The sequence below is a fragment of the Ewingella americana genome (genome assembly GCF_006438725.1).
Lineage (GTDB): Bacteria > Pseudomonadota > Gammaproteobacteria > Enterobacterales > Enterobacteriaceae > Ewingella > Ewingella americana_A.
In genome coordinates, this window is the sequence record NZ_RCZD01000006.1 from 129,128 (window position 1) to 146,188 (window position 17,061).

The window sequence follows — 17,061 nt, forward strand, 5'->3', positions numbered from 1 at the left end:
GAAACAACCTTGAAATTGAAACCTGGTCTGAAAGCGTTACCCGCCAACAGCGTTGCTGACGACTGACTTCTTCTAAGGATTTATCATGAATGACACAACGGCATCATTACTGGCAACCCTCGCCACAAAATCTGATATCAAGACGCTGGCTCCTATTCCGCGCATGTCTTTTGCAGAATTCCTCGAAAAAACCACCGACACGCTCTCCTGGAGTGAAACCAAACAGCTGTATGAGGCCGCGCAGCAGGACCAGCGCAGCAACGTCCTGCTGGCCGCCAAAGTCACGTCACGCGCCAACCCGCAACTGCAAAGCGCAGTGAATCTGGGCATTGAGCCGATAATCAGCAACGTCGTGGTTGAAAGCACGGACGCGTCGCAGCTCCTGAGCGCTTCGCCGTCCGATGCCTCTGGCTATCAGGATATTTTCGCTAGCCGTGACAGCGCCTATGCTCCGTCGGGGTCGGTCGCGTCGGTGTTCTCTCCCGCCAGCTACCTGACCGAGCTCTACACCCAGGCCAAAGACCTGCACGCCACCTCATCGGACTATCATTTAGATAAACGACGCCCGGATTTGCAGTCCCTGACGCTCAGCCAGGCCAATATGACGCAGGAAGTCTCCACCCTCTCATTATCCAATGAGATTGTCTTAACCGGCATCAAAACCAAAACCGGCAAGAATGAGACCCAGGTGATGGAGCTGCTTTCTACCGACCGCTCCACCGGCGTCACGCCTTATCATCAGGCCTTTGATAACGTCCGCCAGTCGCTGCTGCTGGCCGACCCGGATTTAAGCCCGCTGACGCCGTCGGCGCTGTTGGTTTCCTCACTCGATACTAACGTGGCGCAGGGCCTGAACCTGAATATCTCCCCTGAGTTGAATAATATTCTGCTGGAGGAGATCACCGACGCCACCGCTGCTGCCTTGTACACCAAAAACTTCGGCACGCTGGATATCAATACCCTGCGCTCAGTGGATTATCTTTGCCGTTATTACAATATTACCCAGGATGAGCTGGCGGAGATTATTAACACCTGCAATGCCAGTTATGTCAGTAATAAGTTAGTCGCACCAGTGATGAGTGAAGGTCAAGTTGACGTTGTCACAATTATGCAAACACCCAAAGATAACTATACGACCCAGCTTAATTATTTAGACCTGTATCCAACAGGCAAAGAAACCTATAACATAAGTTATAGCATGAAGGACTATGCCATAGAAAAACCTGATTTCAAGTTATTATCCGACCCAACTGGGTTAGTGGTTTATTATCATAATCAGAATTTCGCCCCTCTGGCGAATAAACATTACATTAATAAAGTTAGCATCCCTACTTCAGTCTCGGAAAAATCTTTCAATATAGCGATAAAACGGCAAGAAGCCACTGGGAATATTTACAATTACACCGCTGTACAGTTTACTGTCACAGCAGCATCTGACATTAATACACAAGCATCCCTGCTGAAACTCAACAAAGTCATCCGCCTGTATAAAGCCAGCGGATTATCTCCGGCCGTTATCTGGCGGGTCATTAATAGCGCAGATGCCTCACAGATTGTGAATGCCGTCGTATTGAAAAGATTGTCGCAGGTGAAGTTATATTTACAGCAATATGCCGTTGATGCAGGCCAGGCATTGACATTAGCCAATGTGAATATTTCCGAGCAACCGATTCTGGATGCCCTGAGTCAGTTTGATCAGTTATTTAATAACCCACCGCTCAGCGGAATGACTCTGGTCACAGACACGACGAATATTGACTTCAGAGTAAACACTGCCGTTAAAGATCCGCGCGTTTCGTCCATAAAACGGGGGTTAAACGCCGATGACAACGAGATGATGACGCTCAATTACATCGTTGACTACGCAGAAGATGGCGTTGTTATTTGTAATATCGGGAATATCTCAGATTTTTATCGCGCCAGGTTATTAGCCGACGCCCATCATTTTTCCGTCAGCGAATTATATTTACTTCTGGACATACTGAATTACCGGGCAACCAGGTTGTATCAGATTACTGACGAGAAGCTGGCTGAAATTATTGATGCGGTATATAAAACCACCCAATGGTTAGCTGCCAATCACTGGACCGTCTATGACCTGTATATTATGGTCACCGACACCTACAGCACCACCCTCACCCCGGAAATCGAAAACCTGACCGCCACCCTGCTGGCCGGTCTGCCTGACCAGAAAGCCACCCGTGGCGACGCACTTAAACACGCCATGGCGCCCTACATTGCCGCCTCCTTACAGCTGGCCTCCGAAAACGTCGCCTATCAGTTGCTGTGCTGGAGCGACCAGGTTAAACCGTCCGGCATCACCGTCGATACCTTCTGGACGGAAGTGCAAACGAACAGCACCAGCGCCAAAGTGATCACCTTCTGTCAACTGCTGGCACAACTCGCCGTGATTTACAGCAACACCCAGCTCAGCGAAAACGAGCTGGCACTGGCCGTTACTCAACCGGCTAAGATGATCACCGGGGCTACCGCCCTCGGCCACTCCCTGGCGACGTTACAGGCGCTGACCGGCTTCCACGGCTGGATAAACAGCCTGGCAGACCAGGCCTCAGACACCCTCACCGCTTTTACTGCCGGTGCACTGACGGTCGAAAAACTTGCCGACGCCATGAACCTCGACAAGAACACCCTGACCCAGGCCCTCGCCCTGGTGCAGGCCGGCGCCGTCACCACCACACCGTTAACCTGCTGGTCGACGATTGACCTGGCACTTCAGTGGGTCACCCTCGCCACCGCCTGCGGTATCGCACCGGTCACGTTTACCTCGCTCAACGCGTTGAAATATGCTACCACCACCACCTACACCCAGTGGCAGGACGTCGCCAATGCGCTGGTCGCCGGGCTGAACGCCGAACGTAGCACACAACTGCACGCGCTGCAGGGCACCCTGCTCAGCGACGCCGCCTGCGGTTACTCGCTGGCAAACGTCATCAGCGCTTCGCTCAATATCCGCGACCGCAACGCGCTGTTCACCTATTTGCTCATCGACAACCAGGTCTCGGCGGACGTTCTCACCACCCCGCTGGCCGAGGCGATTGCCGGTATCCAGCTGTACGTCAACCGCGTGCTGCAACGCATTGAGGTCGACGTGGTCACCGCCGTCACCAGCCGCACATTCTTTGACGACTGGGACGTCTACAACAAACGCTACAGCACCTGGGCCGGTAAATCGCAGTTGCTCTATTACCCGGAGAACTACGTCGACCCGACCCAGCGCATCGGGCAAACCCACATGATGGGCGAGCTGCTGCAGTCGATTAACCAGAGCCAGCTCAATACCGACACCGTCGAGGATGCCTTTAAAACCTACCTCACCAACTTCGAACAGGTGGCCAACCTGAGCATCGTCTCGGCCTACCACGATGAGGTGAACGTTGACACCGGCTTCACCTACTTTATCGGCGCCAGCCAGAGCCAACCCACCGATTACTACTGGCGGCGCGTCAACCACGACCAGTTTGCCGCCGGCAGCTTCCCGGCCAACGCCTGGAGCGACTGGCTGAAAATTGAGTGCGCGGTCAATCCGTGGCAGGGGATGATCCGCCCGGTAAACTATAAGTCCCGCCTGTACGTCCTGTGGCTGGAGCGCAAAGAGCAGTCGACCCTCGACAGCACCGGTAAAATCAAAACGACCACCTACAACTTCGATCTGAAGCTCAGCCATATCCGTTATGACGGCACCTGGACCGCGCCGTTCAGCTTTAGCGCCGACGCACTGATCCCGTCCTTATCCGCCACCGGTGACGGCATCGGGCTGTACTGCTCAGAATGTACTGACGAAGATAAACTGGTGGTGCTGTTTTATACAAAAGTCGCCAAGGCGGCGGACACGAAGACGGCCAGCGGGATCTCTATTTTTGCCGATATGACCGGCGTCAATATGGATAAAACCCAGACTAATCTTTATCTGGACAATGCCAAAACCCAGTTTGATACCACTGCGATGAGCAGCGTGAATAATCGTTTTTCTGATAGCTATAGTGTACCCACGTCAGTCGTCACCAACAGCAGTTGGTCGGGCGGTGGCTATGAAATCAGCAAAGTCTATGGCGGAAATATTGCTGCTATCCGTTCTGTATTTTCAGACTCCAGCATCAGGTTATTTATTAAGCCTAGTGTGAGGGTTTGTTACGATGCTTATTCCGCAGCGCGGGATTATCAAACTCATCTAATTAAACACTTCGGTAATTATGGAGATAAATTTGTTGTTTATGATTTTGAGAAAAATATTTCATATAAAGATATAGACATGAACCAGGCACCACTCGGATTATATCACTCAAATAAACTAGACTCTTTACTTATCTATAATGGTGATTATTCTAACCCCTGGTATGCCTGCTGTGGTTTTTCTGAAGAAAAAGAAATGCTGGCATACAACAGCCTCAACACATATAAGATCACGTCATTATATAATTCAAAAACCCTACAAGGTGACGATTTAGTTTGTTTATCTACAATGGAGAACATACTCATTGGCCCCCTAGGAAGCGATGGTAATTTGTACTGCCCCAATCTACAAATGGACATAACGGCCAGGCATGACGTCAGCACCACCATTAATAACTCGGCAGTCACTATTACCGTTAAGGCCGGCAGCAAAACGCAGACCTTTACCGCCGATAAAAACTGCAGCACTTTCCCTGCCGGCAGTCTGAATGGCATGACCTACGTTTTCAATGAGCTGGAAATTGACATTTCAGGGCTGGTCTTTACCAATAATAAAGCGAATGTGGAAGTGACCTTCAGCGCCAAAGCCGATGACAACCGCTTTGTTGGCTCTGAAACCTTCGTCATTCCCGTTACCCGTAAAAGCGAGGACAGCAACAACATCCTCACCCTGCATAAAACCGATGCCGGTGCGCAGTATATCGAGATGGGTATTTACCGCACCCGTCTCAATACCCTGTTTGCCCATGAACTGGTCAGCCGTGCCGATAAAGGTATTGATTCTATTCTGAGCATGAATACGCAGAATATTGCCGAGCCGATGCGAGGAGAGGGGTTCTATACCCGCTTAGTGCTCCCAGCCTATAATGCGCAGGTTCACGGAAGCGAAGACTGGTTCAAAATATATCTTGGTAATATCCAGGGAAGCAGCACACTGCAATTATATTATGAAGGCACGCTGAGCCCGGTGGAAACTGAATTAATCCTGTTTGTTCCCTATGAAGATCACTCTTACGCCGGTGAAGGTGTACGTGTTGCTGTAGAGTATTCAGCACATTTTTATAATGGCGTATGGGAACCGGCTTTCTTTACTTATAATACATCGACCAAACAGGCCACGTTAATTAATGATGCAGACCATGCCTCTGGAACAGGTCAGTCTGGCCCGGTGACTAATGTTAAAAAATATAAAGGCTACTCTTCCGTCGCTGTTTTAGACACCTATCAGGAGCCGATGGACTTCACCGGCGCCAACGCCCTCTACTTCTGGGAGCTGTTCTATTACACCCCGATGCTGGTCGCACAGCGCCTTTTGCAGGAGCAAAGCTTCGACGAAAGCAACCGCTGGCTGAGCTACATCTGGGATCCGGCCGGTTATCTGGTCAACGGCCAGCCCGCTGACTACGACTGGAACGTCCGTCCGTTGCAGGAAGACACCAGCTGGAACAGCGACCAGCTCGATACCACCGACCCCGACGCCATCTGCCAGCACGACCCGATGCACTATAAAGTCTCCACCTTTATGCGCACCCTCGACCTGCTCATCGCGCGCGGCGACCACCAGTTCCGCATGCTCGAGCGTGACACCCTCGCCGAGGCCAAAATGTGGTACATGCAGGCCCTCAATCTGCTCGGCACTGAACCCTACGTCGAGCTCGACAGCAGCTGGGGCAATGCCACCCTGAGCCTGGCGTCAACCCAGACTCAGGCCGCGCTTACCGACCTGTTCCTCCCCGAACAGAACGCCCAGCTCTCCGACTACTGGCAGACCCTCAATCAGCGCCTGTTTAACCTGCGCCACAATCTGTCCATCGACGGTCAGCCGCTCTCCCTGCCGCTGTACGCCACCCCGGCCGACCCCAAAGCCCTGCTCAGCGCCGCGGTCATGGCCTCGCAGGGCGGCAGCACCTTGCCAACGGCGGTGCTGACGGTTCACCGCTTCCCGCAGATGCTCGACAGCGCCCGCGGCGTGGTCTCCCAACTGATGCAGTTTGGCGCCTCCCTGCAGGGCATTATCGAACGTCAGGACGGCGAAGCTCTCAATCAGTTGCTGCAGAATCAGGCCCGCGAACTGATGCTCACCAGCATCAGCATGCAGGACAAAGCCCTCAGCGAACTCGACGCCGAACGCGTGGTGCTCACGCAGTCGCTCAACGGTGCCCGTCAGCGATTAAACAGTTACACCAGCTTGTTTAACGAAAATGTCAGCAGCGGTGAAAAACGTGCCATGGACCTGCGCGCTACCGCTTCCGCCATCAACGCCAGCTCAAGCGCCCTGCACATGGCCGCCGCTGCGCTGGAGATGGTGCCGAACATCTACGGCTTCTCCATCGGCGGAGCACGCTGGGGCGGACTGGCCAACGCCGCCGCCATCGGCATCCAGATCACCACCTCCGGCATGATGATTGACGCCGACAAAGTATCGCAGTCCGAAGCCTATCGCCGCCGCCGTCAGGAGTGGGATATCCAGCGCAATAACGCCCAGTCTGAAGTCAGCCAGCTTGAAGCCCAGCAGGCGTCCCTGGCGGTGCGCCGCGAAGCCGCCGTTATGCAAAAAGGCTATCTCGAAACCCAGCAGGGGCAGATCCAGGCGCAGCTGGAGTTCCTGCAGCGCAAGTTCAGCAACCAGGCGCTGTACAACTGGCTGCGCGGCCGCCTCGCCGCCATTTTCTTCCAGTTCTACGACCTGGCGGTATCGCGCTGCCTGATGGCCGAGCGTTCTTACCAGTGGGAAGTCAATGATGCGGCGACCAGCTTCATCAAACCGGGCGCCTGGCAGGGGACCTACGCCGGCCTGCTGTGCGGCGAAACGCTGATGCTCAATCTGACCCAAATGGACCACGCCTGGCTGCAGTGGGATAACCGCGCGCTGGAAATCAACCGCACCGTCTCGCTGGCCGACCAGTACAACGGCCTGCCAACGGCAACGCGCTTCGTGCTGGCCGACAAAGTGTCCGCGCTGGTCACCGCAGGCAAGGACGGCAGCGCCGGTGACGGGAAAAACAACGTCCTCAAACTGGCCAGCGGTACGCTGTCGGCCTGCGTTGCGCTGGCCGATCTGAAGATTAAGGACGATTACCCGGTAGCCATGAACCTCGGCACCGTGCGGCGCATCAAGCAGGTCAGTATCACGCTCCCGGCGCTGGTCGGCCCCTATCAGGATGTCCAGGCCACCCTGACCTATGGCGGCACCAGTAAGTTGCCAAAAGGCTGCACGGCGGTGGCGATTTCGACCGGCATGAACGACAGCGGGCAGTTCCAGCTGGACTTCAACGACAGTAAGTTCCTGCCGTTTGAGGGGATAGATATCAGTGATACCGGCACGCTGGTGTTGAGCTTCCCGAACGCCACCGGGAAACAGAAAGCGCTGTTGCAGAGTCTTAACGACATCATTCTGCATATTCGCTACACCATTCGTTAACCGTTAATCCTTTTTATCAAAATCACAGGCTCCCTTCGGGGAGCCAGACGGGACAATATTATGCAAAATTTACCGACATCTGCGTCAACGGGCGTTCGCACTGCCAGCCTGTCACTTCCCAAAGGTGGCGGAGCGATTCAGGGCATGGGAGAAGCATTGAACAATGCTGGCCCAGACGGTGTGGCGTCACTTTCACTGCCGTTACCGATCTCCACTGGCCGTGGTTATGCACCTTCGTTAGCGTTGTCTTACAGCAGTGGTGCAGGTAACGGACCTTTTGGTCTGGGCTGGCAATGCGCCGCGATGAGTATCCGCCTGCGGACAGCCCATGGCGTGCCAAAGTACGACGGTCTGGATACCTTCATTGGCCCGGATGGTGAAATCTTGCTGCCAGCGCTCAATGCCAATGGCACGCCGGACACCCGCAAAACCAGCGTATTGATGGGGGCTGCGCTGGGCCAGATTTACAGCGTCACCCGGTATCAGCCACGTGTGGAAGACAGCTTTACGAAAATAGAGTGCTGGACACCAGCGACATCATCCGCGTCAGTTTTCTGGTTAGTGTCTACACCGGACGGGCAGATCCACTGTCTGGGCAAAAATGCCGTGGCACGAACGAGTGATCCTTCAGCTCCAGAGCATATCGCCGAATGGTGGCTGGAAGAGTCGGTCTCACCCACAGGCGAACATATCTATTATCAATATCAGGCAGAGGATGACGCCGGATGCGACAGCAGTGAAAAATCCATGCACGCGCCAGCTATAGCTCAACGCTACCTTTCTAAAGTCTATTACGGCAACGTCCTGCCCCAGAGCCGCCTGTTTGTTTTGGATGCCGCACTGCCCGCTGAAAACGCATGGTTATTCACTCTGCTATTCGACTATGGGGAACGCGACAGCACACTGTCTAAAGCCCCCTCTTTCGATGTTTCAACGGCATGGCCTTTGCGCGCAGACAGCTTCTCTCGTTATGACTATGGCTTTGCACTGCGTACCCGCCGTCTTTGCCGCCAGATATTGATGTTCCACCGCCTGCAGGCATTGGCCGGTGAAAATACCGTGGGTGAAAAACCACTTTTAGTCAGCCGGACCACCCTCGACTACGATCAAAACGCGGCGCTGACGACGCTGGTCGCAGTGCGCCAGTCCGCTTATGAAGCCAATGGCACTGTGCAGGCTCTCCCTCCGCTGGAGTTCGATTACGCGCCGATGGCGCTGGCAACCGGAGGTAACTGGCAAACGATGCCGGTACTGGCTGGATTTAACGGTCAGCAACCTTATCAGTTCGTCGACCTGTACGGTGAAGGGCTGCCAGGCATCCTGTACCAAGACAGCAACAGTTGGTGGTATCGCGAGCCATTGCGCCAGACCGGGGGGGATCTCAACGCCATAACTTACGCCGCGGCCAGCCGATTGCCGGTTATCCCCACCATGCGTGACAATGCCACGCTAATGGATATTGATGGGGATGGCAGGCTGGAGTGGCTCTGCACACAAGCTGGTGTGCAAGGCTGTTACCGCATCCAGCCGGACCGACGCTGGAGCGCTTTTACCCCACTCAATGCATTCCCGATTGAGTATCACCACCCTCAGGCACAACTGGCCGATTTAACCGGTGACGGTTTGTCTGATCTGGTGTTGATCGGTCCGAAAAGTGTACGAATGTATGCCAATGCTCAGGGGGGCTGGTCCCCCGCCAGTATCGTGGCGCAACCAGCAGGAGTCACGCTTCCAGGGCAAGACAGCGATGCACGCCAACTCATTGCTTTCAGCGACATACTCGGTTCAGGCCAACAACATTGGGTTACCGTCAGCGCGGCAGGGGTCACTTGCTGGCCTAATCTGGGACATGGAAACTTCGGCCAGCCTCTCACACTGGCTGGTTTTACTCAGCCGAGAGAGACGTTCAATCCTCGTCGGGTTTATTTGGCCGATATCGATGGCACGGGGGCCGATGATATTCTTTATCTGCAAAACAGTGCGGTGGTGATTTATCGCAATCAAAGCGGTAATGGTTTTGCTGACCCCGTAACACTTCCGCTGCCAGCCGGAGTGCATTTTGATGACACCTGCCTGTTGCAGATTGCCGATGTGCAGGGGACGGGGACGCTTAGCCTGATCCTGACCGTACCGCATAGTCAGCCCCAACACTGGTGCTATCCGCTGACGCCGGACAAGCCGGGATTACTACACGCGGCCAATAACAATATGGGGGCACATCATCAATTGCATTACCGCAGTTCAGCCCAGTTCTGGCTGGATGAAAAAGCGCAGGCGAGCCCCCCAAAAGCCAGTTATCTCCCTTTCCCACTACATTTACTGTGGAAAAGCAGGTTGCTCGATGAGGTCACCGGTAATGAAATCACCCATGAAACACGCTATCTCCACGGCGTATGGGACGGCAAAGAGCGTGAGTTCAGAGGGTTCGCTAAACTTGAGCAGATCGACAGCGATACGCTGTCTACCGATACGTCACTGGAGACTACACCGCCGTCGTCCGTCCACAGTTGGTTTGCCACCGGCCTCGCCGACGTCGATGACCTGCTGGCGGCTGAATTCTGGCGCAGCGATACTCAGGCATTCCCAGATTTTATTCACCGGTTTACACACTTCGATGCAACCCAGGCTCAGGATGTGGCTTTCACGCCTGCTACTGACGACGAACGTTACTGGTTAAACCGGGCGCTGCGCGGGAAGTTGCTGCGCACTGAACTCTATGGGTTGGATGGTAGCGCACAGCAATCCATCCCCTACAGCGTCAGCGAATCTCGTTATCAGGTCCGCCTGATCCCGAGTGCTGATGCTTCCTGCCCGGTGGTTTTCGCGAGCAGTTTAGAAACGCGTGATTATCACTATGAACGCATCACTCAAGACCCGCAGTGCAGCCAGACCGTGTTGCTGGCGCAGGATGCGTTTGGGTCGGTACTCCATAGCGTCAGCATAAATTATCCACGCAGAACTAAACCGGCCGCCAGCCCTTATCCGGCCACGCTGCCTGCAACCTTGTTTGCCAGCAGCTATGACGAGCAACAACAGCTGCTGCGTCTGACTCAGCAACAGGCCAGCTGGCACCACCTCACTGAGGGTGAAAACTGGCATTTAGGGCTTCCCTACCAACAACGCAGCAACCTGTTTACTTATCCTGCCAGCAATGTTCCCACCAAAGGCCTGTCACTCGAGTCGCTTCTGGCGGCGGACAGTCTCATTGCCAACAGTAAACCCTGCATTTTCGGTGGTCAGCAACAAGTGTGGTACACCGACGGCCCGGCAAAAAATTCGCAGGTACTGCCAACGGCTCAGGCCCTGGTGGCCTTTACTGACAGCGCCGTGTTGGACGATGTTTCGCTGTCAGCTTATGACGGCGTACTCAGTGCAGCCGAACTTAATAGCAAATTGCAGTCTGCGGGATATCGCTCTTCGGCGCGTCTGTTTAACCGGGGAACGGAAACTGCCGTCTGGTGCGTGCGTCAGGGCCTGACCGATCACGGTACCGCCACACAATTCTGGCAGCCCCAGGCTCAATGGAACACGGAACTGACCGGTAAAACACAGTTCAGCTGGGATACGCATTTCTGTGTGATGACCAAAATCGTGGATGCCGCAGGTTTTGTGATTCAGGCCAGTTATGACTACCGTTTTCTGGCACCCACCCGCTTAACCGACCTGAACGACAACCAGCACTTTGCGCAAATGGACGCGGTGGGCCGGGTGACGTCAGTGCGTTCCTGGGGAACGGAAGCAGGAAAAACAGCGGGTTATGCCACCCCAGAAACCCAACCTTTCACCCAGCCTGCCAATATCGACGCCGCTCTCGCACTCGGTAAAGGCATACCCGTGGCCCAGTGTCTGGTGTATGTGCCGGATAGCTGGATGCAGGTGATATCCGCCAGCCAGCTAAACGCGCAAATGAAAGACAACGGAGTGCTTTGGCAGTCGCTGCTGGCAGCCCATGCTGTCACGGAAGATGAACGGGTGTGCGCGCTGGGTTATCAACGCTGGGCGCAATCACATACCGTTCCTGCCGCTTTGCAAACCTTGCTCGATAGCGCATCACGCCAGCCACCGCATGGACTGACCATCACCACTGACCGTTATGACAGCGACCCGGCTCAGCAACTGCGTCAACAAATCCTGTTCAGCGATGGATTTGGCCGCGCATTGCAGACGGCAGTTCGTCACGAAAATGGCATGGCATGGCAACGAAGCAGCAGCGGATCACTGGTGGTCGCCAACGGCGTACCGGCAGAAACCAGTAGCGATAACCGCTGGGTAGTCAGTGGGCGTAGCGAATATGACAACAAAGGATTGTTAATCCGCAGCTATCAGCCCTACTTCCTCAATGACTGGCGCTATGTCAGCGATGACAGCGCCAGACTGGAGATGTACGCCGACAGCCATTATTACGATCCACTCGACAGAGAATATACCGTGATCACCGCCAAGGGCTACCAGCGCCACATTCACTATTACCCGTGGTTTGTGGTCAGCGAAGATGAAAACGATACCGCAGCAGAATAAGGGAGAGTTCCTATGACAACTTTCATTCCCCAACTCTATCAACACACGCCCTCGGTGGGCGTGTTAGACAACCGCGGGCTTGCCGTCCGCGATATTGCCTATAATCACGCGGCGGTGGCTGACCCTATTGTGGAGCTGATCAGCCGCAGCGAGTTCAGCCCTGCCGGTTACCTCACCAGCAGCATTGATCCCCGGCTGTTTACCGCTCGCCAGACTGACGCCAGCGTCACGCCAAACTTCCGCTATCAGCATGATTTGGCGGGCAGTGCGCTGCGCACTGACAGCGTCGACGCCGGCTGGCAGGTAACCCTCGTCGATGCCGAAGGTCGCCCCGTCTGGCATAGCGACGCCCGGGGAACGCTCCGCCGATATGAGTATGAGGCCATCGCCCTGCCCGGCCGCCCGCTGGCCCTGTATGAACAGCCCGCCGGCGAAGCGGAGCAGCTTGCGGAACACTTCGTTTACGCCGGCAATGCCGCCGCCGATAAGCAGTTCAACCTCGCAGGGCAGGTGCTGCACCACTACGACACCGCCGGCGTCACCCGCCTGACCAGCCAGGCACTCAGCGGGGCGGCACTCAGTCAGGAGCGTCAGTTACTGGCTAATCCTGAGCTGCCGCCAAACTGGTCGGGAAGCGATGAAAACGTCTGGAAGAAAGCCCTCAGCGCCACGATATTTATCACTCAATCGACCGCCGACAGCACCGGGGCACCGCTTACCCAGACCGATGCCAAAGGCAACCAGCAGCGCTTCGCGTACAACCGCGCCGGGCAACGGGTGGCCAGCTGGCTGACGCTCAAAGGCAAAACCGAGCAGCCAGTGATAAAAGCCCTCAGCTACAGCGCCGCCGGACAAAAGCTGCGCGAAGAGCACGGCAACGGCTGCGCGACAGACTACACCTACGAGCCGCAGACCCAGCGCCTGCTCGGCTGCAAAACCTCCCGCGCCAGCGGCGTATTGCAGGACCTGCGCTATGACTATGACCCGGTCGGCAATATTCTCAGCATCTACAACGATGCCGAAGCCACCCGCTTCTACCGCAACCAGAAAATTGACCCGGAAAATACCTATGCCTATGACGCGCTGTATCAGCTGATTAGCGCGACCGGCTATGAGTCCTCGGCCAACCAGCCGCAGGCCGCGCAGAACAGTAACTGGCAAACCCCCATCCCCACCGACCGCACCCAGTACGTCAACTACACCCGCAGCTACCGCTATGATAACGCCAGCAACCTGCTGCAACTCAGCCACACCGGCGCGGCCAGCTATACCCACAACATCAGCCTCAGTGACCGCGCTAACCACGGCGTGTTTAACCCGCAAAACACCGCACTGACCCGGCAGCAAATCGAGGCCAGATACGACGCAGCGGGCAATCAGCTGGATTTAAACAACGGCACACTGTTGAGCTGGAACCCGCGTAATCTGCTGGCGCAGGCCACGGTGGTGACACGAGACTCACAAACCTTCGACGGGGAAACCTATCTGTACGACGGCGGCAGTATGCGGGTACAAAAATGCACCCGCTCGCAGGCCGGTACCGTCGCCCATCTGCACACGGTAACCTATCTGCCGGGGCTTGAGCTGCACAGCAAAACCCAAAACGGCGTGGAAAAAGAGGGCTGGCAGGTGGTCACCGCCGGGGCAGCAGGCCATGCGCAGGTGCGCGCCCTGTGCTGGACGGTCGGAAAACCGGCCGGCCTCACCGACGGACAGCTGCGTTTTAGCATCGATAACCTGATTGGCAGCAGCCTGCTGGAGCTGGACGCCGACGGGCAAATTATCAGCCAGGAAGCCTACTTCATACTTTGACCCAGAGATGATTTAGTTTGTATGATAAAAAGTCGTCTTCTTGTGAAGGCGACTTACACTAAACATCACAGATAATGTGTGACCACCCCGCCGACGCCAGTGCAACGCCTCCCCTCAGATAGCCGTCTAAACGGCGAAAATTTGTCAGTCTTTTAAAAGCGTTTCATCATAATGTGATCCCACTAACAACCCCATACTGAAGCAAGTTCTGCGCCACCTTAAGCCCATTTTTACACTTCTGTTCATTCCCTAAACTTAAGCCAAAAATCTTTGTTTTAGGTCAATAAACCACGGATTACAGGTCAACGAAACTGGCACAGCACCTATATATGGTGTGTATAGTAGCCCACCAAACCCAATATGTAGCGTTTAGCTCAAAAACCCCGAATGAGGCCGCAGGCCGCACGGGGCGGGGCGTGACGCATAAAAGGAGTGAAATTGTGAAGGCAGACGTCTTGAAATCCGAACCCGCAAAAAACCAGAACCAGCAGCCAATTGTCATCAAGCGGGACGGGTGCAAGGTCCCTTTCGATCAAGTCCTGATTAAGCAAGCGGTGCAACGCGCAGCGATTGCTGCCGGTATCGACAACCCGGAATATTGTGCACAGGTTGCCGACGTCGTCACGACAGGATTACAGGGCAAAGCGCGTGTTGATATCAATGAGATTCAGGATGCGGTTGAAAACCAGTTGATGGCCGGGCCACACAAGAAACTGGCGCGTGCGTATATTGAATACCGCCACGACCGCGACGTAAAACGTGAATTACGCGGCCGCCTGAATCAGGAGATCCGTGGTCTGGTCGAGCAAAGCAATATGGCGCTGCTCAACGAAAATGCCAATAAAGACAGCAAAGTCATTCCCACTCAGCGCGATCTGCTGGCGGGGATTGTCGCCAAGCACTATGCCAAACAGCATATTTTACCGCGTGATGTGGTGCTGGCACATGAGCGCGGCGAAATTCACTATCATGACCTCGATTACTCGCCATTTTTCCCGATGTTCAACTGTATGCTGATCGACTTAAAAGGCATGCTGACTCACGGTTTTAAAATGGGTAATGCGGAAATCGACACGCCTAAGTCAATTTCCACCGCAACCGCGGTAACGGCACAAATTATCGCGCAGGTCGCCAGCCATATTTACGGCGGCACCACCATTAACCGCATCGACGAAGTGCTGGCCCCCTTTGTGACCGAAAGTTTTAATAAACATAAAGCGGTGGCGCAGGAGTGGAATATTGCGGACGCCGAAAAGTTCGCGCACAGCCGCACTGAAAAAGAGTGCTATGACGCCTTCCAGTCGCTGGAGTATGAGGTCAATACGTTGCACACCGCCAACGGCCAAACGCCGTTTGTCACCTTCGGTTTCGGCCTCGGCACCACGTGGGAATCACGTTTAATTCAGCAATCTATTCTGCGCAACCGTATTGCTGGTCTCGGCAAAAACCGTAAAACCGCCGTGTTCCCGAAACTGGTGTTTGCTATCCGCGATGGTCTGAACCATAAAGCCAGCGATGCTAACTACGACATCAAACAGCTGGCGCTCGAATGTGCCAGCAAACGTATGTACCCGGATATTCTCAATTACGATCAGGTAGTGAAAGTCACCGGTTCGTTCAAAACGCCAATGGGCTGCCGCAGCTTCCTCGGCGTGTATGAAGAAAACGGCGAGATGATCCACGAAGGCCGCAATAACATCGGCGTGATCAGCCTGAATCTCCCCCGCATTGCGCTGGAAGCCAAACGGGATGAAGCCGCGTTCTGGACACTGCTCGATGAGCGCCTGCTGCTGGCGAAAAAAGCCCTGATGACCCGTATTGCACGCCTCGAAGGCATCAAAGCCCGCGTCGCACCGATTCTGTATATGGAAGGGGCCTGCGGCGTGCGTCTGAAAGCGGACGATGATATTTCCGGCATTTTCAAAAACGGCCGCGCATCTATTTCGCTGGGGTATATCGGCGTACATGAAACCATTAATGCGCTGTTTGGCAATCAGACTCACGTCTTCGACGCCAGCTTGCTGCGTGAAAAAGCCGAAGCCATCGTTGGCCGCCTGAAAGACGCCACCGAGCAGTGGAAAGAGGAAACCGGCTACGGTTTCAGCCTCTACAGTACGCCAAGTGAAAATCTGTGCGACCGCTTCTGCCGCCTGGATGCCGCCGAGTTCGGGGTGATCCCCGGCGTGACCGATAAGAGCTATTACACCAACAGCTTCCATCTCGACGTTGAGAAGAAAGTGAACCCGTATGAAAAACTCGATTTCGAAGCACCCTATCCGCCGCTGAGCAACGGCGGTTTCATCTGCTATGGCGAATACCCGAACCTGCAACATAACCTGAAAGCGCTGGAAGACGTGTGGGATTACAGCTACACCCGCGTGCCTTACTACGGTACCAATACGCCGATTGATGAATGCTACGAATGCGGCTTTACCGGCGAGTTCGACTGCACCAGTAAAGGCTTTGCCTGTCCGAAATGCGGCAATCACGAACCGTCTCGCGTCTCGGTCACCCGCCGTGTTTGCGGTTATCTCGGCAGCCCGGATGCGCGACCGTTCAATGCGGGTAAGCAGGAAGAAGTGAAGCGCCGCGTGAAACATTTGGGTAATGGTCAATTAGGGTAAAATGTTGAACTTCCACCAGTACTATTCTGTTGATGTGGTCAACGGGCCGGGAACGCGCTGCGTGTTGTTCGTTTCTGGCTGTGTCCATGAATGCCGCGGGTGCTACAACAAAAGCACCTGGCGGCTGGATTCGGGCAAGCCTTTTACGCAGCAAGATGAAGACCAGATCATCGCCGATTTACAAAACACGGTGATCCCGCGCCAGGGCTTAACGTTGTCCGGCGGCGATCCGCTGCATCCGCAAAATTTGTCCGTTATCCGCCAGCTATTACTGCGCGTTAAGGCTGAATGCCCAGGAAAAGACGTGTGGATGTGGACGGGTTATAAACTTGATGAGTTAACGATAGAACAGCAGGCAGTGATTGCGTTGATCAACGTGTTGGTTGACGGCAAGTTTATGCAAGATTTAAAAGATCCTTCGCTGATTTGGCGGGGAAGCAGTAATCAGGTCATTCATACCCTTCGCTAGTCCTTAATGCGTTGTCTGATCGGGCA

5 protein-coding genes are annotated in these 17,061 nt (G+C 54.7%); all 5 read left to right on the forward strand.

All coding sequences use genetic code 11. From position 1 onward, the window contains the following. Positions 1-85: 85 nt before the first annotated feature. The 5 genes from EAH77_RS12965 to nrdG all read left to right on the forward strand — a co-directional run bounded on the left by EAH77_RS12965 (position 86) and on the right by nrdG (position 17,035). Entirely contained in the window at positions 86-7,612 is a 7,527-nt protein-coding gene (locus EAH77_RS12965) for a neuraminidase-like domain-containing protein (RefSeq protein WP_140473234.1), read from the forward strand. Positions 7,613-7,672: 60 nt separating this feature from the next. After that, complete coding sequence (locus EAH77_RS12970) at positions 7,673-12,130, forward strand: SpvB/TcaC N-terminal domain-containing protein (RefSeq protein ID WP_140473235.1); 4,458 nt, start codon at positions 7,673-7,675, stop codon at positions 12,128-12,130. 12 nt (positions 12,131-12,142) lie between these two features. After that, on the forward strand, positions 12,143-13,942 hold the full coding sequence (locus EAH77_RS12975; protein ID WP_140473236.1) for an RHS repeat protein: 1,800 nt from the start codon (positions 12,143-12,145) through the stop codon (positions 13,940-13,942). A 494-nt stretch (positions 13,943-14,436) separates the two neighbouring features. Continuing rightward, positions 14,437-16,566 (forward strand): anaerobic ribonucleoside-triphosphate reductase, encoded by a 2,130-nt coding sequence (gene nrdD, locus EAH77_RS12980; protein ID WP_431306767.1) that lies wholly within the window; start codon positions 14,437-14,439, stop codon positions 16,564-16,566. 4 nt (positions 16,567-16,570) lie between these two features. Beyond that, entirely contained in the window at positions 16,571-17,035 is a 465-nt protein-coding gene (gene nrdG / locus EAH77_RS12985; RefSeq protein ID WP_161985801.1) for an anaerobic ribonucleoside-triphosphate reductase-activating protein, read from the forward strand. The last annotated feature ends 26 nt before the right edge of the window (positions 17,036-17,061 follow it).